The organism is Paenibacillus sp. Y930 (genome assembly GCF_056786375.1).
In genome coordinates, this window is the sequence record NZ_JBXCIX010000001.1 from 227052 (window position 1) to 245966 (window position 18915).

The window sequence follows — 18915 nt, forward strand, 5'->3', positions numbered from 1 at the left end:
GTTTTTTTGAACCCATTTGTAATGTACGCCTTCCATTTATGTTATTGCTTAGTTTTTATTTAATAGGGTAGCGTCAGAAAAATGCGTATTTACAACGATAAGGGTATTTCTATACATAAAAATCCCGACTTATCTATGAAATAAAGAGATAAGTCGGGATTTATTTTGAAAGGTAAAAAAGTATATTCCTTGATTATAGTCGGAAAGACTGTTAATGAATTCTATATGTACAAGTTGTTATAAACGTTATGAAAACACCTTTTAATTAAGCTGCTTTCATTATTATTAGTGCTCTTACAATGTAGTAATAATCGGTCCATCCTTCGTAACAATAATCGTATGTTCGTATTGAGCTACAAAACTTTTTTCTGTAACAAAGGTCCCGTCTTCTTTTCGGGATACTTCTTCTTCAAAGGTCGAGATAAATGGTTCGAATGCGATAACCATCCCCTCCTTTAATAATTCATCGTCCCCTGTTTCATTATAATTATAAATGTGATCAGGTGCTTCGTGTATTGTACGTCCAATACCATGCCCTGTAAGATTTTTAATAACAGTTAATCCATTCTCTCTCGCTGTTTGGAATACTGCTTTTCCGATTCTACTTTTTTTTGAACCAGGTTTTGCTTTCTTAAGCCCTGCTTCAAAGGCTTTTTTAGCTACATCGCATATTTTAGTTAATACTTCTTCTCCTTCGCCTACTACAATCGAGATTCCTGTATCTGCGAAATACCCGTTTTTGGAACCAGAAACATCTATATTTACTAAATCCCCTTCTTCAATAACCCGATGACCCGGAATACCATGTGCTACTTCTTCATTAACACTAATGCAAGTATAGCCAGGAAAATCATATTCACTTTTTGGGGCTGAAATTGCACCTACTTTTTCTAAAAGCTCTCCGGCTATATCATCAAGTTCTTTCGTCGTTATGCCAGGAATGGTTCTTTGTACCAATTCATCTCTAATGGAAGCAACAATTTTCCCTATTTCCTTCAAACCATTAAAATCTTCTTCTGTTTTTGCAATCATCGTATATCCTCACTTTTTAACGTATCTTATGATTAGTAATCCATTTAGAGTATAGCATAAACGGAACGGCTATTTCTTCAACTATCATGCCTACCGTTTCACAGTAGCGAGTCGGAATTTCACGAAAACAAGTGGGGCAATGGCTATTGTCCATAATCCGATCATTCCGTATCTGAAAAAGTCAGCGATCACCGACTCTGGTAAAAACAGCTTGAAGCCTTCTTTAATAGCAATGACCCCAATCAAACCAATAACGCAGGCAATGATCTTTGGTCCCCATGACTTAGCTATTATAAATTTAATCTGCTCACGTTCCCATACATATCCCAGTATCGAGAAGGCCAATAGTCCGCAAGCCTGATAAGCCCCTTCTTCATCTAATCTACCGTTAGTAATTCCATGATATAGCGGAAGTAGCACAATCGGAATGATAATCGCTATCGCAACGCATATTAGACTTGAAAGTCTAGTTAGCCATTGCTTCCGTATTACAATTAACGTAACGAGCACGATAATAGCTCCTAACAGCCAGCCGAACATAACATCCTTTGGAAAATGAACGCCAGAATACAGTCTCGCAAAACCTACAGCGATAATAGCAACGATTGCAAATAGATAAAATGCTCGCCTCCGTATAACAGCAGCTAGAAATGTCCACACCGCGAAGCTATGCTGCGAATGACCACTAGGAAAAGAATATCCACCTTGATCAACTAACGAATTAATGCGATCAGCATGCAGCTGAAAAGGGCGCAACCATTCCAACAGATCCTTCATTAATACATTCACATAATAACTAACGAAAAGCACGATAGCTAGCTGGAATCCGACTCGTTTGGACACTAGCCAATAAATAATTGGCAGCAATATAGAAAAGAATGTCACATCTCCAGTAAAGTTAATGATTTTAACGATACTATCTACCAATGATCCGCGTAGTTCCATAAGCCTTTCTAACAACTCAACTTCCCATTCTAAAAACGTCGACACGAAGTTAATTCCCCCCTTCAAACTATTGATTAATCTTCGAATACAACAAAGTAACAACCCCGATTGTTGCAACGATAGCACATATTACAAATACAATATAACCAAACTTTGTCTTGGTCACAGTGTGTTTATCGTAAAAATTAGAGTTTCGACTGAAAAATCCAGTCCATAGCTCTCCGACTAAATTCAGAACAACAAGAGTGAAGCTTTTAAGAAGTTTCATAATTTGAACACCTCATTTTCTCCCTATTCTATTCAAATTACAGCGTGAATACCTAGATGATTTTACAATAATCGTACCGTTACAGTTAAAACCGTCTAATACAAAAAAAAGCACATAAAGTTGACGGTCTCCTGTCATCACCTTATGTGCTAATCTATGTCCTATATTAATCCATACAGTCTTCTGCTTCTTCTGCAGGTTTGGCATCTTCCATGTTGATTTTGTCTGTTAATGAATCCCTAACAATTGAAATCACAAGTTGCAGTAAATAGTTGATGTCTGATTGGCTTTGTTGGAATACATTCACAACAGGTATGCCATCTAATTCATCTTGTAAACTAGCTATTTCCGCTTCAATTTTCGCCACCATATCTGCGTTTTTGAACGATTCAAAGGCAACTGCTTCTTTTTGCTTCTTCTTAACTGTAGTTATGATTTGTTGCACACGCTCATGATTTTGAATTTTCGCTTCTGCTTGACGATATTGTGTAACCTCTTCTGATTGAGCTAATAAGTCAGCAAGCTCTCTAGCCTTTGCTTGAATATCTTCCTTCACTCGTAAATCTGTAATCGTGTGAGTTGGAATATCCCCTTTAGGTCCATTATGACTACATGATCCACCTGCGTCACCGCCGTGCTGGAACATTTTTGCATCGAATTGTTTATCAAAATTCATTGTGTAAATTCTCTCCTATCGGTTATTGTATAAGTTGCGGTTCAGCTATTGGCTCTGCCTTAATATAATACGTTTGGGCTACGGTAACTTTTGCCTCAATAAGTGATCCAATCCATGCCCTCGGACCTTCTATATGTACTAGCTTATTCGATCTTGTGCGACCAGACAAGACATTTTCATTATTTTTACTTACACCTTCGATTAAAACTTCGATTTGCTGCCCTAATAATTGCTCATGACGTTCAAGTGAGATCAATCCCAGCAACTCATTCAGCTTATATAACCGACGTTTTTTCTCTTCCATCGGAACATTATCTTCCATCGACGCGGCAGGCGTACCCTCTCTTGCTGAATAAATAAAACTATAAGCAAAATCAAATCCGACTTCTTTCACTAATGAATAGGTATCTTGAAACTGTTCTTCCGTTTCTCCTGGAAAACCAACAATAATGTCCGTCGTCAATACAACATTAGGGATCGCTTGCTTAATTTTACGAACGAGCTCCAAATATTGTTCGCGAGTATATTTACGACTCATTAATTTCAACATAGCAGTACTTCCCGATTGAACTGGCAAATGAATATGCTCAACTAGATTTCCACCTTTGGCAAGTACAGCAATAAGATGATCGTCAAAATCTCGTGGATGACTCGTTGTAAAACGAATGCGAGGAATATCAATTTTTGAAATATCATCCATCAAATCGCCAAAGCGGTAATTCAGATCGTCAAAATCTTTACCATAGGCGTTGACATTTTGCCCTAATAACGTCACTTCTTTATAGCCTTCAGCAGCAAGCTGTCGAACTTCAGCAATAACATCCGCAGGGCGTCTACTCCGTTCCTTACCTCTTGTAAATGGTACGATGCAGTACGTACAAAATTTATCACAACCATACATAATGTTAACCCAAGCTCGCATACCATCACGTTTTTTAGGCATATTTTCAATAATATCGCCTTCTTTAGACCATACCTCTACGACTAACTCTTTGCTAAAATAAGCTTCTTGTAATAATTGAGGCAAGCGATGAATATTATGTGTGCCAAATACGAGATCAACAAATGAGTGCTTTTGCAGTATACGATTAACAACAGATTCTTCTTGCGACATACAACCACAAACACCTAATATAAGTTCTGGATTTTTAAGTTTTAATGACTTCAAATGACCGAGCTCACCAAATACCTTATCCTCAGCATTTTCACGAATTGCACAAGTATTAAGGAGAATAACATCTGCTTCAGCACGGCTTTCTGTAGCAGTATACCCCATTTGCTCGAACATACCCTTCATCACTTCTGTATCATGTTCATTCATCTGACATCCATATGTATAAATAAGATAATGCCTACCAGCACCGATTGACTTCAATTCATCGGGAATTGAAAAGTCATAATGTACTTTAATATCTTCTTTACCTCGTTTTTTACCATCTGTGTACACTGGAGCTGCATGTAATTGAATATTGCGTCCTTTTATACGGATCGTTTGTGTTCCGTCTTTTTCGCTGATGAGTTTTGCATTAGAAAAGTCAAAATACTGTGAGTAATCCTTCGGTTCTTTGGACATTAACAATCACTCCCTCTTCGCCATCAGAATTTCAAATAGATATAAATCCTTAATTATAGATTATATCACTTTAATAGATAGGAAGCTATTTTGTGCGGCATTATGAGATAATAAAAACACCTTCAAGCAAGGCGAGTAGATACGCCACTTGAAGGTGCTCCTTGGATGATCGGCATTCATTGACAATGCCGATCTTCTGTCTATTCCTAATACTTTATAATGTTAGTCAATAATATCAGCAATATCTCCGTTATTAACAGCTGCTGCATTAGCTTCATCAGTATCAATATGCATATCTAGTGCAAAGTCAGGTGATACTCGAGCAATGACGTTTTCAAATATAACGCCACGGTCTCCACCAACGCGAACACGTAGCTTTTGTTTGTCAGCGATGCCCCATTTTTCAGCATCCGATGTATGGAAGTGAATATGACGTGCAGCAATAATTACGCCTTCTTCAATGGTTACTTCACCAGCAGGTCCTTGAATTGTAATTCCTGCAGAACCAGCAGTATCTCCCGATTCACGTAATGGAGCTTTTACTCCAAGTGCGAAAGAATCTGTACGAGAAACTTCCAATTGTGTTGCTTTACGAGCAGGTCCTAATATTCTTACCTTTGGAAATGATCCTTTTGCTCCAACTACTGCAACTGTCTCATTCGCAGCAAATTGTCCAGGTTGAGATAATGGTTTAAACTCAGTTAGCTGATAACCTTTACCGAATAACACCTCTACGTGTTCTTGGGATAGATGAATATGTCTTGCTGATACGCCTACAGATATTTTTTTTTCCATTTCTCTTGCACACTCCAATATTATGTTTTTCTCTCTCATGCTCTACGCAATAAGAAAGACATACGACTATTACCGTACGCCTTTATCATAACACTTATCCGTTTAACGGAACAAGTCATAGCAGCAATCTGTTGAAAATTTGTAAATATTGGATCATTATGCGATTACCATATCTTCATCAAAAATTGATATGCATTTCTCCACATCATCTTTTCAACTAATTCATGATCGTAATGCTGATGAAGCAACTCCTCAAGATGAACCATATGTGACGGATTCATTAGACCATCGATATATTTATCAATACCATCGAAATCAGAGCCAAACATCAGATGATTTGCACCGCCAAGCTGTAAAATATGATCAATATGAGGAATGAGATCTTCGATCGTAGCCATCTCGTCTTCAATAACAAACCACGGCACAAAGGTTAAGCCAATTAGTCCGTCCCGCTCAATAATCGCTTTAATTTGTTCATCGGTTAAATTACGTGGATGATTACAGATCGCCCTTACATTAGAATGCGATGCAATGATTGGCTCTGTACTCGTGCGATAAACATCCCAAAAACTTTTCTCAGAAAGATGCGACACATCAATCGTTATCCCTATTTGATTACATTTGCTCACAAAATCACGACCTAAGCTGGAAAGTCCTGACCCTTGCGGCTCTAATACTCCATCTGCAGCCCAGTTCATAGCATTCCATGTAAGACCAGCAAAGCGCACGCCTAGACGTTGGAGAATGGGAGCTAGATAGATATGCCCCTGCAAGCCGTCTACGCCCTCTATCGACAGTATAGCGCCTACTTTATTAGTAGCCTTACATCGCTCTACATCAATGGCCGAATCCACAAAAATAACATTAGGATGACTAATAATTTTCTCGTAAAATATTTCCACACATTTAAGTATCGTTAATATATCTTTATTTCGTTCAGATGGAATATAGATTGCAAAAACTTGAAGCATATAGTCTGATTGCAGTAGTCGATCCAATGTCACATCTATTTTTGCTGAGAAATCATTCTCGTCAAATTCAATCGTCTGATCCAGCAGCATTTTACTAAGTACATCACAATGAAAATCAATCTTCCTCACATCGCGCCCTCCTAAAACTTTTCATATACGTCTTGATTTCACTTCTTAGCTATGGAAAGTTACTTCGGAAGCATACCTTAACTTTTCATTTACGTCTTGATTCCACTTCCCAATATCGCCTCTATAATAGCAAATAACCTGTTTACATAGTAAACAGGTCCAATTACAATGAAGGTTCAAAAAGTGGACTTTCGAAAGCCGAGCAGGTGGAGCGTTACTTGAGAACGGCGGAAGCGCAAGTGTACGTTATTGGTACACGCGAACCGTACTTTCCAAGTTCGCTTCAGATGCGACGCCGAATACGCTACGTTAGCCTAATCATCGTTATCAAAGTGCACTTCTTTGAACTACCTTAATAGCTCATAAGTATTTTCCGTATGGACCGTTACAACTGTACTATCTCGGTTCTACAATAAGTTTAATAGCGGTACGGTCCTCTCCATCAATTACAATATCTGTAAAAGCAGGTATGCAAATTAAGTCAACTCCACTTGGAGCTACGAACCCTCTAGCAATTGCTACAGCTTTTACTGCCTGGTTCAACGCACCAGCACCAATCGCTTGTAGCTCGGCTACACCACGTTCTCTTAATACACCAGCAAGCGCACCTGCCACTGAATTAGGATTAGATTTCGCTGATACTTTTAATACATCCATGATAAGTACCTCCCCTAGAATGTTTGAAAGACTCTACTTTATTAATACTATTCGAGTATGAGCGAATAATACCTCCCTAAATAATTTTATCATTCTAAATATTCAGACTTTTCATTAAGGGTTTAAGTTGCTATTGAACTACTTCTTCCTATAAGGGTTCAAAAAGCGGGCTTTCGAATAACCTACGTTAGCCTAATCATCGTTATCAAAGTCCGCTTTTTGAACTTCCTTTAAAGGGAAAAAGCTGCTTATTGCATAAGCAGCCATGATTCTTCTGTTAAGCGAATCTTCTCGATTTTGATAGCTTTCCCCGTTTGATCATCAAGCTCAGCGATGATCCCATGCAGATGCCACTTTCCTTCATCTACAACAAAACGAGTAGGCATTTGCGTTAAGAAACGATGCAAGACAGCTTCCTTCTCCATGCCTAGTACCCCTTCTTTGGATCCTACCATACCAACATCTGTTAAATAAGCTGTACCTTGCGGTAAGATCGTATCGTCGTTTGTTTGAACATGAGTATGCGTACCAACGACAATGGAAGCTTGACCATCTAAATACCAGCCCATTGCAATTTTTTCAGACGTTACTTCAGCATGGAAATCGACGAGTATATGGGGAGTAATTTCTTTTGCTTCTTCAATTAATGCATCTGCCGTACGGAATGGACAATCGATTGGCGGTAAGAATGTACGTCCTTGGATATTTATAATTGCAAGCTTTTTGCCATGTACATTGATAATTGTCATCCCTCTACCTGGAGCTACTTCTGAAAAGTTAGCTGGTCGTACAATACGAGGCTCATCATCAATCCACTCAAAAATATTTTTATTATCCCAAGTGTGATTACCCATCGTAATGCCATGAATTCCCCAATTAAAGAAGTCATTCGCAATAGGGCGAGTAATCCCTCTGCCTGCAGCAGCATTTTCACCATTAGCGATGATAATATGGGGATTGTACTTATCTCTTAGCGCAGGTAACACTTGTCTTACCGCTTCTCTTCCTACACTTCCTACTATGTCGCCGATAAATAAAACTTTCATTGTGTACCTACCTTTGTTGTTCATTTTAATAATAAGCTGAAAAATAGAGAAGTGGCTGGAATCAGCCACTTCTCTATTACAATTCATCGTTATTTTGCATATTCAACGGCACGTGTTTCACGAATAACCGTTACTTTAATATGTCCTGGATAATCTAGCTCACTCTCGATCTTTTTCGTTATATCGCGAGCAAGACGGAATGCTTCTGTATCATCAATCTTCTCAGGCTGTACCATGACACGAACTTCACGACCAGCTTGAATTGCGTAAGATTTCTCAACACCTTCGAAGGATTCAGTAATATCTTCTAGTTTTTCCAAACGCTTAATATACGTTTCTAATGTTTCACGACGTGCACCTGGTCTTGCAGCTGATAATGCATCTGCAGCACCAACTAGCATTGCAATTACGGATGTCGCTTCAGTATCTCCATGATGAGAAGCAATACTGTTAATAACAACTGGATGCTCTTTGTACTTCTTAGCTAACTCAACACCAATTTCAACGTGTGAGCCTTCTACTTCATGGTCAAGCGCTTTACCGATATCATGTAATAGTCCAGCACGTTTCGCAAGCGTAATGTCTTCACCTAACTCAGCAGCCATTAGACCAGCTAAGTAAGCAACTTCCATTGAATGCTTCAGTACATTTTGACCATAGCTTGTACGATATTTCAAGCGACCAAGAATTTTGATCAAATCAGGGTGTAAGCCATGAACACCAACTTCAAATGTAGCTTGTTCACCGTATTCGCGAACACGATCGTCGATTTCTTTACGAGATTTTTCGACCATTTCTTCGATACGAGCAGGATGGATACGACCATCTGCGACAAGTTTCTCAAGAGCAGTGCGAGCAATTTCACGTCTGATAGGGTCAAAGCCAGACAAAATGACCGCTTCCGGTGTATCGTCGATAATTAGATCGATACCAGTCAATGTTTCTAGTGCACGGATATTACGACCTTCTCGACCGATAATCCGCCCCTTCATTTCCTCATTCGGAAGTGTTACTACAGATACCGTCGTTTCAGCGACGTGATCGGCAGCACAACGTTGAATAGCAAGAGAAATGATGTTACGAGCTTTCTTATCTGCTTCGTCTTTAGCCTGTTGTTCAATATCCTTAATCATTTGTGCTGTTTCATGTCGTACCTCTTGTTCAACATTAGATAGAATAATTGCTTTCGCATCTTCCATCGTTAAGTTGGAAATACGTTCTAATTCACTGAGCTGTTGCTTGTAGAGCGAATCGATTTGTTCCTGTGTTTCCTCAATTCGTTTCTCCTTGCTGACTACAGTTTCTTCTTTGCGTTCAAGTGCTTCTAACTTTTTATCAAGAGATTCTTCTTTTTGAAGTAATCTTCTTTCTAAACGTTGTGTTTCGTTACGACGCTCACGAATGTCCTTATCAGCCTCTGAACGCACCTTATGGACTTCATCTTTTGCTTCTAGCACCGTTTCTTTTTTGACAGCTTCCGCATCTTTTTTAGCTTGTTCGACAATTTGAACTGCGGCTTGCTCTGCACTAGAAATTTTAGCTTCAGCAATCGACTTTCGTAACTTGTAACCAATCCCAAAGAAAATTGCGCCAACAAGGATAACAATCAAGATCCAGATGATCTCATTCATCTTGTTCACCTCCTTGTTGCATACACCAAGGCATTGCTTGGGATGTTATTGTGTTTTAATCGGTTCCATACCGTCTCAATTACGTCATTTGACGAATAAATAAACATTTTGCATCAACTCTTGGAAGTTAGATTGAAACAAAATTTGAAGGAATACTACTTCATTTTATCTGTTCGCAAATTCAATTGTCAAGCAATTCCCTATTAATCTATTCTTCACTATTACTTTTCTGCTCAATTTCTACGAAGTTCATCACTTTTCTGATTAATGTACTCGTATTTCCTTTGCGTAGAAGAAAAAGTTGCAGCTTTCTTCTTACTTCGCGTTCCTCACCCGACAAACTTCGAAGTTTCTTAACTGCTACGCGACATGCAGCTTCAAATTCTTCCTCTTCATCAAGCTCAGACAATGCCATTTGGATAGCACTTTGTGAAATTCCTCTATTTTTCAAATCATGAGCAATTTTAACTCGTCCACTGCCCTGAATTCTAGTTTTCGATTGTACGTAAGCAATAGCATATTGCTCATCATTCACATAGCCGTCCTTTTGCAAACGTTCTAGTGCATGCGAAATATGTTCGTCGTTAAATTCTTGTCGTTTCAAATAGTCTGCAATTTGTCTACTTGATCGTGCTTTTATTCCAAGATAACGAATAGCTTTAATATATGCCATATATTTTCCATTCACTTCTATAATCTCGGCAATTAATGAAGATGTTAAACATTGTCCCTTCATTAATCGATACTTTATGAACATATCCTCGTGTACGACAATTGGTTCCTCTATATGTTCTATGGAGAGTATATACTCTTTATTCTTTTTACGATCTACTTTCACAGCAGTAATAATATGCTCCAGAGCAGAATGTATTTCGCTCATCTATAACAAAACCTCCTAAAACTTTTCATTTGCTACTTGATTTATCTTCTCGCTAATGAAAAGTTACTTCGTAAGCATATACCAAACTTTTCATTTGCTACTTGATTTATCTTCTCGCTAATGAAAAGTTACTTCGTAAGCATATACCAAACTTTTCATTTGCTACTTGATTCATCTTCTCGCTAATGAAAAGTTACTTCGTAAGCTCATTCAATATAAAAATCGCCGCTCTATATTAGAACGGCGATTCCATTAATTATGGTTAAATTTCCTCATCAAAATCGTCGTCTTCATTTTTACCGTGAGCTAAATCCATATTAGGATTTTTATTAAGATCGTACGTTGCACGGATTTGAGTTTCAATCGTTTGCGATACTTCAGGATGATCCTTCAAATATTGCTTCGCATTTTCACGACCTTGTCCCAAGCGTTCCCCACTATAAGAGAACCATGCTCCACTCTTCTGTACAATATCCATATCTACACCGATATCGATAATACTTCCTACTTTAGAGATACCTTCACCATACATAATATCAACTTCTGCTTGTTTGAACGGTGGAGCTACTTTGTTTTTAACAACTTTTATACGAGTACGGTTACCAACGATATCGTTACCTTGTTTCAATGATTCGACACGACGAACTTCAAGACGAACACTGGAATAGAACTTCAAGGCACGTCCACCAGGAGTTGTCTCTGGGTTACCGAACATTACGCCAATTTTCTCACGAACTTGGTTAATGAAAATAGCAATTGTTTTGGATTTAGAAATTGCACCTGAAAGCTTACGAAGAGCCTGTGACATTAAACGCGCTTGTAAACCCATATGTGAATCACCCATATCGCCTTCGATCTCTGCTTTCGGTACTAGCGCAGCTACCGAGTCGATAACGATAATATCAACTGCACCACTGCGAACAAGCGCTTCAGCAATTTCTAACGCTTGCTCACCAGTGTCTGGTTGGGAAAGTAATAGCTCATCAATGTTAACACCAAGTTTGCTAGCATATAAAGGGTCAAGAGCATGCTCAGCATCGATAAATGCTGCTTGTCCACCAACTTTTTGCACTTCTGCAATCGCGTGTAGTGCAACCGTTGTTTTACCAGAAGACTCAGGACCGTAAACTTCAATAACACGACCACGAGGATAACCACCGATTCCTAAAGCAATATCAAGAGCAAGTGCACCACTTGATATAGTCTCTACTTGCATATGTGTAGATTCACCTAACTTCATAATAGAGCCTTTGCCAAATTGCTTTTCAATTTGACGTAAAGCGTTATCTAACGCTGCACGACGATCACTCACTAGATCCACATCCTTCAATATTTATAATATTATGATACCCTTTTTCTGCTCGCTTGCCAACACTTTTTTTCGAACATACATTCGTGTTTTTCCCACCTCGCTTTCTAAAGCCACTTCTTCTGCTCCGAATAACGAAAAAGAACCGTGGCAAAGAGTGATCTTTGCTACGGTTCTTCCATAACTAACTTCATTATAATCGTTAACAGATTTTGGAACAAGCTAATTTTCACAATAACTTTTAATTATATTGCATGTTCAAAAAACGGGCTGTTTGAACTACCCTATTCCTTAATCGCTTGCCATAGTCGGTACTGTAAGCTCTTCACCGTTTTCAATTGAATGGAGCTTCGATCACCACTCAAAGATAATTGAAACACCTTCGTTTCCTTGCCTCGTGCCGCTATCCCAATGAAAACCATACCGACAGGCTTGCCTTCCGCAGTTCCAGGACCCGCTACGCCCGTCGTAGACACGCCGTAATCACTATCCAACAGTTCGCGTACACGCTCCGCCATTAGTTGCGCAGTCGAAGTACTAACCGCTCCTGGTGCAGACTCTCCTTCTAGATGTTCCATTGGTATCCCTAACAATCTTTGCTTCATATCATTCGTATACGTTACAATGCCACCATCAAAACAATCGGAGCTTGTTGGCACTTTCGTCATCAGTAAAGAGAATAATCCACCTGTACAGCTTTCAGCAGAAGCAATCGTCAACTTCTTAGATTGCAGAAGATGTACGATTTCTACTTCCATCGGAATATCCTCTTGTGCGTATAGATGCGCCCCTACGAGTTTATCAATTGCGACAACGGTCTCATCGATTTTACGGTTTGCTTCATCCAAGCTATTAGCCTTAGTTGATACGCGAATAGAAACTTCGCCTTCTTTCGCATATGGGGCAAGCGTGGGATCAACTTGAGTCTCAATTAAAGGCAACAGTACTGCTTCAAGATTAGATTCGCCAATACCTGCGAATTTCAGAAGGCGACTATATAAAGGCTTCTCATCGGTCATAACGGTACGTAACCAATCGACAACAGGACCATTCAACATTGTCCGCATTTCTTTAGGCGGACCTGGCAACAACACATACAGCGTATGATCTTGAGCTAAAGCATTGCCGACAGCAAGACCCGCTGCATTATGCAATGGCGTCGCTCCAATGATGGAATGCGCTTGGCGCACATTACTTTGTACCATATCTAGACCACGCGATGAAAACAAATGTTCAATCGTTTCCATTGATGGAGAATGTATTTCAAGCTCTCTACCTAAATATTGTGCGAGGATATCCTTCGTAATATCATCCTGAGTAGGACCAAGCCCCCCTGTAAACAGTAGTAGATCAGCACGCGAGCGACCGATTTCTATTGCTGCACGAATTCTGTCGGCATTATCTCCTACAACCGTTTGATAATACACATCTATTCCCAATTCCGCTAATTTCAACGAAATATCTCTCGCATTCGTATTTACAATTTGCCCCATTAACATTTCCGTGCCTACTGCAATAATTTCAGCCTTCATCAATACACCTCTTCATCTGTTTGTTCGGATAATCGTACACAAATCTAATAATGCACCCCTTCTATATTCCGAAGAGGTGCATTACATTATTCCACTGGAATTAATGATTTGTTTTTTATAAAATAGTCGATACCTGAATAGAGCGTAATTGCAGCTGCAACCCATGAAATAATAACATCAAATGGGAAGTCTATAAGTGCAAATGGGAAGTTATTCAAAAGAATGGAAATAATCATTGTAATTTGAATGGCCGTTTTCCATTTACCCCACGTACTTGCAGCAACAACTTTACCTTCCAGTAAAGCAATTTGTCTGAGACCAGTAACCGCAAATTCACGACTTATAATAATAATAGCAATTAGGGCGCTTAACTTATCCATTTCAACTAAAGCAATTAATACAGAGGCAACTAATAGTTTATCAGCTAAAGGATCAAGCAACTTACCCAAATTAGTAACGATCTTGTTTTTGCGGGCAATGTAACCATCTACGCCATCCGTACTTGCTGCAATAATAAAGATGAGCACAGCAATAACTTGCGCATACGTAATCGTGAAATCCGATAAAACAAAGGATCCAAAATTAACATTAACTAACAAGAAAAACAGAATGATAGGCACCAAAAATATTCTAGCTATCGTAATTTTATTAGCTAAATTCAAAAAAATTCCTCCCATCGGCGCCACGTAGTTCTCATATCGTAGGCCAAGCTTCATGATGACTACTATGTATGTGGTTTTATTATCTATCGAAAATTAGTAAATTGCAAATCTATAGGCAATTCAGCACCACGTAATAAATTCATTACAGCTTGCAGATCATTTTTGCTTTTTCCGGTAATACGTAGTTGATCACCTTGAATTTGACTCTTCACTTTAAGCTTCGAATCTTTAATTAAATTGTTGATCTTTTTGGAAATATCTTGTTCAATACCTTGACGAATTTTAATCGTTTGACGAACAGCTCCACCAGATGCACCTTCTACTTTACCATAGTCCATATTTTTCGTCGGTACACTACGTTTCACCATTTTGTCGATTAAAATATCGATCGTATTTTTAAGTCTATTGTCATCATCACTCAAAATCGATAATTCTTCTTTTTCGATCGTAATTTTCGTTTTACTGCCTTTGAAGTCAAAACGTGTTCCAATCTCACGCTCAGCTTGTGTCACTGCATTATTCAATTCTTGTAAATCAACTTTGGATACGATATCAAATGAACTTTCGTTACTCATAATAATCCCCTCTCATTATCAAGCAAGACGACAGCTACTGAGCTGTCGTCGTATTTTCTACAGCAGCTGTGTCTAATTTTAATAGTATGCGTGTATTTCCACTGTTCCCATCGCCATCTTCGATCAAGACGTCATCCATCGTCGCTTCAATATAGCTCGCATAACGCATTACGATATAAACATCTTTGGAAACATTATAGTTAACGGTGTCTCCATCTGCCATTGTAGCGTAATGAATTCGCGTTCCATTTTTTCCGCCTTCATATATTTCGATCCAGCTAGCACCACCGGATGCGACTAGTTGTAAGGAGTATGCGTCTTTCATAGGACTGATCTTAAACACATCATCTTTACCAACTTTTTCAACAAACGATATCGTTACTGGTTCAACAGTAGGAATAGGCGTTGGTGTTAACGTAGGCACTATAGTTGGTGTCGGTGTAATTTTAGCAATATCAGAATCTTCGGTAATCCCCTTAAGATTGTTATTATCGGCAGGTTCACTTTCCTTATTAAAAGCATAATACCAAATGACGAAAACAATTAATCCAAGAAAACACCACATCAACGCTGTAAATCCGATTTTTCCGAACTTTTCCGATGAGGCAGAACGCATTCTCTTCGGCTTACGTGCAGGGATCGGTTCATTAACAACCTCATCTGTCGTAGGCACTTCATCGTGATAATATTTTAATACTTCCTCGGCATCTAATTCAACGACATCAGCATAATTTTTAATAAATGCGCGAATATAGAACTTTCCGGGTAATACATTATAATCTCCTGATTCTAATGCTTCTAAATAACGCTTTCTGATTTTGGTTACATCTTGTAAATCATCAAGCGACAATCCCTTTTCTAATCTAGCCTTTTTTAATACTTCACCTAATTCAGACACATGTTATCCTCCCTTCAAAATTAATATTCTTCTGTATAATGTGTAGTAAATGTTTCATACGTTATTTCTTCATCTGGAGTACTTCTTAATTCAACAATAATATCGAAATGACTATAATCGTAATTGGATTCCCGTATAAAAATGTCTGGATGCTCAATCACTTTCGTGGATGGCAATGACATAATTTCCTGAATTAAAGAATAATGACGTTCATTAGATCGAATGGTCGAGACGATCCCATCAATAATAAATATATTGTTAGGGTCCATTTCTTGTTCCGAAAGTTGGCTGCGCACCGTTTGCCTTAATAGTGTAGAGGACACAAACGTCCATCGTTTATTAGAGCAAACACTTCCTGCAATAATTGATTCTGTCTTCCCCACTCGAGGCATACCGCGTAATCCGATGACATAATTTCCATCTCGCTTGAATACTTCTCCTAGAAAATCAACTAATAAACCTAACTCATTGCGAGTAAATCTAAATGTTTTGCGATCATCTGAATCTCGTTCAATATATCGCCCATGACGAACTGCCAAAATGTCAACAATGGTTGGAGCTCTTAATTTATTAACAGTGATGTCATCGACCTTCGTTAATAGCTTACCCAAAAGCTCGATTTTTTCCTCATCGTCTGTTTGTAGAAGTAAGCCTCGAGTATGATGATCTACACCGTTAATTGTTAAAATATTCACTTCGAGCATCCCTAACAAAGAAGCAATATCACCGAGTAAACCTGGTCTGTTCTTATGTATTGTATACTCCATATACCATTGTTTGTGTTCCAAAACTGTCACCACCCTATACCTATAAGAAAAAATATTTACAACCTATTATTTATTCTACAAAATTCAACACTTTCCTGCAAACTTTATTACAACATCACAGAAAAGCCTCCAATTGGGGAGGCTTTTCGCAAATCTTAACTGTGAAGTTAACGTTAGGATTTTTCTGCTAATTTGACCATCAATTTGGCGATAGAATGACGATCAGATTCGTCACCGACATCCCATAATTGCTTCAGCACCGCTTGTTCATCATTTTTGGGATCGACACGTTCATCGAGAAATGAACCAATCTCATAAGCAAGATTAGAAATCGTTTCTTCAGACAATCCTAAAGTTTTACCTTGTGCTACGCGATCCTTCAAAAAATCTTTCCAAGACTCAAACTGATCAAGTACTGATGACATTCAATCGCCTCCTAAATTCATTGATTGTTCTCTAGCTGTATTATTGTGTGTAATTGCACAATAAGTATGCTGATCAAACAATGTCAACATAGGAAGTTATAAACAGTTACGTTAACCAGCCACCGTTAGGGCTAATAATTTGGCCTGTAATATAAGAAGATTCAGGTAAGGAAAGGAAATATACAAGGGAAGCAATTTCATCGGTCGATCCAAAACGACCAATCGGTATTTCTTGCTCCAATGCTTCTTTTTCCTCGATATTGAAATCCTTCATCATGTCAGTCTCTACTACTCCAGGTGCAACCGCATTAACCGTAATTCCCGAAGGTGCAAGCTCTTTCGCTAATGCTTTAGTAAAGGCATTCATGCCACCTTTTGTTGTGGAGTATAGCACTTCACAAGCTGCACCCGTCATCCCCCATACAGAAGAAACATTAATAACGCGACCGTATTTATTAGCAATCATATGTGGCATGAAGAGCTGCGTACAAAGAAACATCCCTTTCAAATTCACATTCATGACGTAATCCCATTGCTCCTCCGTTACATCCATTAACATTCCATAATGAGATATACCGCCATTATTGACAATAATATCGGGCAAGACATTCATGCTGTCTAACTTCTCTTTCATGCGTTGCAACTGCTCTTTGGAGCTAAGATCAGCTGCTATCGTGACAACTTTTGCTCCGAGCGCCATACATTCACGTGCTGTTTCATTGGCTTGTTCATGTGAATTAAGATAATGGATAACGATCTGATAACCTTCCTTAGCAAAGCGCTTCGCAATAGCGGCGCCAATACCACGGCTTCCCCCGGTTATCATCACTGTCATTTCTTGAAATGCTCGATTCATTAAGCCTTAGGAGATTCCACGATTGAAACAGCCAATTGATCAAAGTCAAAATGATCAACTAAACGTTGATTAACGTCAGCTAACGTGCATTCCTCATAATATTTAAGCACATTAAACATATCACAATTACGGAAGCGGAATTTAGTAAATTCACTAGCAATTGCTTCAGGGGAATTGAGCATTCTTAAATAGCTACCGATTTTTTTCCGTTTAATTCGATTGAAGTTCTGTTCATTGATACCTGTTTTCAATGTTTCTTTCACATATTGTGAAATTTCTTCGATTAGTATATCTGGCTTCGGTGTGTCTCCGCCAATGACCGAAAATGCATATTGTTCGGAGCAGTTATATTCAAAACCGAACGAATCATAGATCAGCTGTTGATCATACAATCGTTGGTAAAATGCTGAACTGCTACCAAAAAGTACATCAAGCATTACTTTACTAACTACTTCTTGCTTCACAAGCTCTTCACCTGATAATGTCACTTGAGGTTCTTTGAAGCCTAACATTACTTTTGGTAATGAAACGGGCAATTGAATAATTTTTTTACGCTCTTTGATTGGACCTGGCTCGGGCTCAAAGAAGCGATTAATCGGTTCAATAGGCGTGAAGCTTTTACTTGCTTGATTAGATCGAACTAATTCCATCATTTGCTCCGCATCCACCCCACCGACAATAAATAATAGCATATTAGACGGATGGTAAAATGTGTTATAGCAACGATATAATGTATCTTTATCGATTTTGTAGATGGATTCGACCGTTCCAGCAATATCTATCGCAATCGGATGTGTTTGATACAACGCTTCAAATAGTCCGTAATAGACACGCCAATCCGCGTTATCACTATACATATTAATTTCCTGTTCAATAATTCCTTTTTCTTTATCTACATTTTGCTCTGTAAAATAAGGATTTTGTACGAAATCAATTAATGTCGTTAAATTCTCATTAATTTGCTCTGTCGCTGAGAACAAATAAACCGTTCTATCGAATGATGTAAAGGCATTTGCGGAAGCCCCTTGTTTAGCAAAGGTCGCAAATACATCCCCTTCTGGTTCTTCGAACATTTTATGTTCAAGGAAATGAGCGATGCCGTCTGGCACTTTAAGTGGCGGCTCGCTGCCAACTGAGAAATGGTTATCAATCGAACCATATTTCGTAGCAAAGGTCGCATACGTTTTCTGAAAGCCCGGCTTAGGCAGTACAATGACTTCTAATCCATTAGGAAGTATTTCACGGTATAATGTTTCCTCAACTGCATCGTATTGTAATATATCCATTC

The 18915-nt window shown here is 38.6% G+C and carries 20 protein-coding genes; all 20 read right to left on the reverse strand.

What is annotated here, in order from left to right; translation table 11 throughout:
• Positions 1–294: 294 nt before the first annotated feature.
• The 20 genes from map to yfmH all read right to left on the reverse strand — a co-directional run bounded on the left by map (position 295) and on the right by yfmH (position 18913).
• Positions 295–1032 (reverse strand): type I methionyl aminopeptidase, encoded by a 738-nt coding sequence (gene map / locus AC1TO5_RS01150; RefSeq protein ID WP_482060950.1) that lies wholly within the window; start codon positions 1030–1032, stop codon positions 295–297.
• A gap of 90 nt (positions 1033–1122) precedes the next feature.
• A complete protein-coding gene (locus AC1TO5_RS01155; RefSeq protein ID WP_482060951.1) occupies positions 1123–2022 on the reverse strand; it encodes a phosphatase PAP2 family protein in 900 nt (299 codons plus the stop codon).
• Positions 2023–2044: 22 nt separating this feature from the next.
• Positions 2045–2245 carry a hypothetical protein gene (locus AC1TO5_RS01160; protein ID WP_482060952.1) on the reverse strand — a complete coding sequence of 67 codons (201 nt, stop codon included), beginning with the start codon at positions 2243–2245 and terminating at the stop codon, positions 2045–2047.
• 166 nt (positions 2246–2411) lie between these two features.
• Positions 2412–2921: a YlbF/YmcA family competence regulator gene (locus tag AC1TO5_RS01165; RefSeq protein ID WP_482060953.1), complete on the reverse strand. Its 510-nt coding sequence runs from the start codon at positions 2919–2921 to the stop codon at positions 2412–2414.
• A gap of 22 nt (positions 2922–2943) precedes the next feature.
• A complete protein-coding gene (gene miaB, locus AC1TO5_RS01170) occupies positions 2944–4494 on the reverse strand; it encodes a tRNA (N6-isopentenyl adenosine(37)-C2)-methylthiotransferase MiaB (protein WP_482060954.1) in 1551 nt (516 codons plus the stop codon).
• Positions 4495–4716: 222 nt separating this feature from the next.
• A complete protein-coding gene (pduL, locus tag AC1TO5_RS01175) occupies positions 4717–5289 on the reverse strand; it encodes a phosphate propanoyltransferase (protein WP_482060955.1) in 573 nt (190 codons plus the stop codon).
• Between the two features lie 164 nt (positions 5290–5453).
• The gene (locus AC1TO5_RS01180) at positions 5454–6389 is read right to left on the reverse strand and encodes a dipeptidase (RefSeq protein ID WP_482060956.1); all 936 of its coding nucleotides are present in this window, start codon (positions 6387–6389) and stop codon (positions 5454–5456) included.
• Positions 6390–6785: 396 nt separating this feature from the next.
• Positions 6786–7046, reverse strand: coding sequence for a stage V sporulation protein S (locus AC1TO5_RS01185; RefSeq protein ID WP_068534754.1), 261 nt, complete (start codon positions 7044–7046; stop codon positions 6786–6788).
• A gap of 248 nt (positions 7047–7294) precedes the next feature.
• Positions 7295–8092: a TIGR00282 family metallophosphoesterase gene (locus AC1TO5_RS01190; protein WP_482060957.1), complete on the reverse strand. Its 798-nt coding sequence runs from the start codon at positions 8090–8092 to the stop codon at positions 7295–7297.
• A gap of 89 nt (positions 8093–8181) precedes the next feature.
• Positions 8182–9723 carry a ribonuclease Y gene (gene rny, locus AC1TO5_RS01195; RefSeq protein ID WP_482060958.1) on the reverse strand — a complete coding sequence of 514 codons (1542 nt, stop codon included), beginning with the start codon at positions 9721–9723 and terminating at the stop codon, positions 8182–8184.
• Between the two features lie 208 nt (positions 9724–9931).
• Positions 9932–10603, reverse strand: coding sequence for a regulatory protein RecX (locus AC1TO5_RS01200; RefSeq protein WP_482060959.1), 672 nt, complete (start codon positions 10601–10603; stop codon positions 9932–9934).
• A gap of 262 nt (positions 10604–10865) precedes the next feature.
• Positions 10866–11915: a recombinase RecA gene (recA, locus tag AC1TO5_RS01205; protein WP_482060960.1), complete on the reverse strand. Its 1050-nt coding sequence runs from the start codon at positions 11913–11915 to the stop codon at positions 10866–10868.
• A 281-nt stretch (positions 11916–12196) separates the two neighbouring features.
• Positions 12197–13444 carry a competence/damage-inducible protein A gene (locus tag AC1TO5_RS01210; RefSeq protein WP_482060961.1) on the reverse strand — a complete coding sequence of 416 codons (1248 nt, stop codon included), beginning with the start codon at positions 13442–13444 and terminating at the stop codon, positions 12197–12199.
• A gap of 86 nt (positions 13445–13530) precedes the next feature.
• Positions 13531–14106, reverse strand: coding sequence for a CDP-diacylglycerol--glycerol-3-phosphate 3-phosphatidyltransferase (pgsA, locus tag AC1TO5_RS01215; RefSeq protein WP_482060962.1), 576 nt, complete (start codon positions 14104–14106; stop codon positions 13531–13533).
• Positions 14107–14189: 83 nt separating this feature from the next.
• Positions 14190–14681 (reverse strand): YajQ family cyclic di-GMP-binding protein, encoded by a 492-nt coding sequence (locus AC1TO5_RS01220; protein ID WP_482060963.1) that lies wholly within the window; start codon positions 14679–14681, stop codon positions 14190–14192.
• Positions 14682–14715: 34 nt separating this feature from the next.
• On the reverse strand, positions 14716–15579 hold the full coding sequence (locus AC1TO5_RS01225) for a helix-turn-helix domain-containing protein (protein ID WP_482060964.1): 864 nt from the start codon (positions 15577–15579) through the stop codon (positions 14716–14718).
• A 20-nt stretch (positions 15580–15599) separates the two neighbouring features.
• On the reverse strand, positions 15600–16367 hold the full coding sequence (locus AC1TO5_RS01230; RefSeq protein ID WP_482060965.1) for a DUF3388 domain-containing protein: 768 nt from the start codon (positions 16365–16367) through the stop codon (positions 15600–15602).
• Positions 16368–16519: 152 nt separating this feature from the next.
• Positions 16520–16771 carry a DUF3243 family protein gene (locus AC1TO5_RS01235; RefSeq protein WP_482060966.1) on the reverse strand — a complete coding sequence of 84 codons (252 nt, stop codon included), beginning with the start codon at positions 16769–16771 and terminating at the stop codon, positions 16520–16522.
• 106 nt (positions 16772–16877) lie between these two features.
• Complete coding sequence (gene ymfI, locus AC1TO5_RS01240; protein ID WP_482060967.1) at positions 16878–17606, reverse strand: elongation factor P 5-aminopentanone reductase; 729 nt, start codon at positions 17604–17606, stop codon at positions 16878–16880.
• 20 nt (positions 17607–17626) lie between these two features.
• Positions 17627–18913, reverse strand: coding sequence for an EF-P 5-aminopentanol modification-associated protein YfmH (gene yfmH, locus AC1TO5_RS01245; protein WP_482060968.1), 1287 nt, complete (start codon positions 18911–18913; stop codon positions 17627–17629).
• Between the last annotated feature and the right edge of the window lie 2 nt (positions 18914–18915).

What these genes read in the sequence shown, in the direction of transcription:
- map (WP_482060950.1), bottom strand. Translation starts at nt 1,032, where the DNA reads ATGATTGCAAAAACAGAAGAAGATTTTAATGGTTTGAAGGAAATAGGG.
- AC1TO5_RS01160 (WP_482060952.1), bottom strand. Translation starts at nt 2,245, where the DNA reads ATGAAACTTCTTAAAAGCTTCACTCTTGTTGTTCTGAATTTAGTCGGA.
- AC1TO5_RS01165 (WP_482060953.1), bottom strand. Translation starts at nt 2,921, where the DNA reads ATGAATTTTGATAAACAATTCGATGCAAAAATGTTCCAGCACGGCGGT.
- miaB (WP_482060954.1), bottom strand. Translation starts at nt 4,494, where the DNA reads ATGTCCAAAGAACCGAAGGATTACTCACAGTATTTTGACTTTTCTAAT.
- pduL (WP_482060955.1), bottom strand. Translation starts at nt 5,289, where the DNA reads ATGGAAAAAAAAATATCTGTAGGCGTATCAGCAAGACATATTCATCTA.
- AC1TO5_RS01185 (WP_068534754.1), bottom strand. Translation starts at nt 7,046, where the DNA reads ATGGATGTATTAAAAGTATCAGCGAAATCTAATCCTAATTCAGTGGCA.
- AC1TO5_RS01190 (WP_482060957.1), bottom strand. Translation starts at nt 8,092, where the DNA reads ATGAAAGTTTTATTTATCGGCGACATAGTAGGAAGTGTAGGAAGAGAA.
- rny (WP_482060958.1), bottom strand. Translation starts at nt 9,723, where the DNA reads ATGAATGAGATCATCTGGATCTTGATTGTTATCCTTGTTGGCGCAATT.
- AC1TO5_RS01200 (WP_482060959.1), bottom strand. Translation starts at nt 10,603, where the DNA reads ATGAGCGAAATACATTCTGCTCTGGAGCATATTATTACTGCTGTGAAA.
- AC1TO5_RS01210 (WP_482060961.1), bottom strand. Translation starts at nt 13,444, where the DNA reads ATGAAGGCTGAAATTATTGCAGTAGGCACGGAAATGTTAATGGGGCAA.
- AC1TO5_RS01220 (WP_482060963.1), bottom strand. Translation starts at nt 14,681, where the DNA reads ATGAGTAACGAAAGTTCATTTGATATCGTATCCAAAGTTGATTTACAA.
- AC1TO5_RS01235 (WP_482060966.1), bottom strand. Translation starts at nt 16,771, where the DNA reads ATGTCATCAGTACTTGATCAGTTTGAGTCTTGGAAAGATTTTTTGAAG.
- ymfI (WP_482060967.1), bottom strand. Translation starts at nt 17,606, where the DNA reads ATGACAGTGATGATAACCGGGGGAAGCCGTGGTATTGGCGCCGCTATT.
- yfmH (WP_482060968.1), bottom strand. Translation starts at nt 18,913, where the DNA reads ATGGATATATTACAATACGATGCAGTTGAGGAAACATTATACCGTGAA.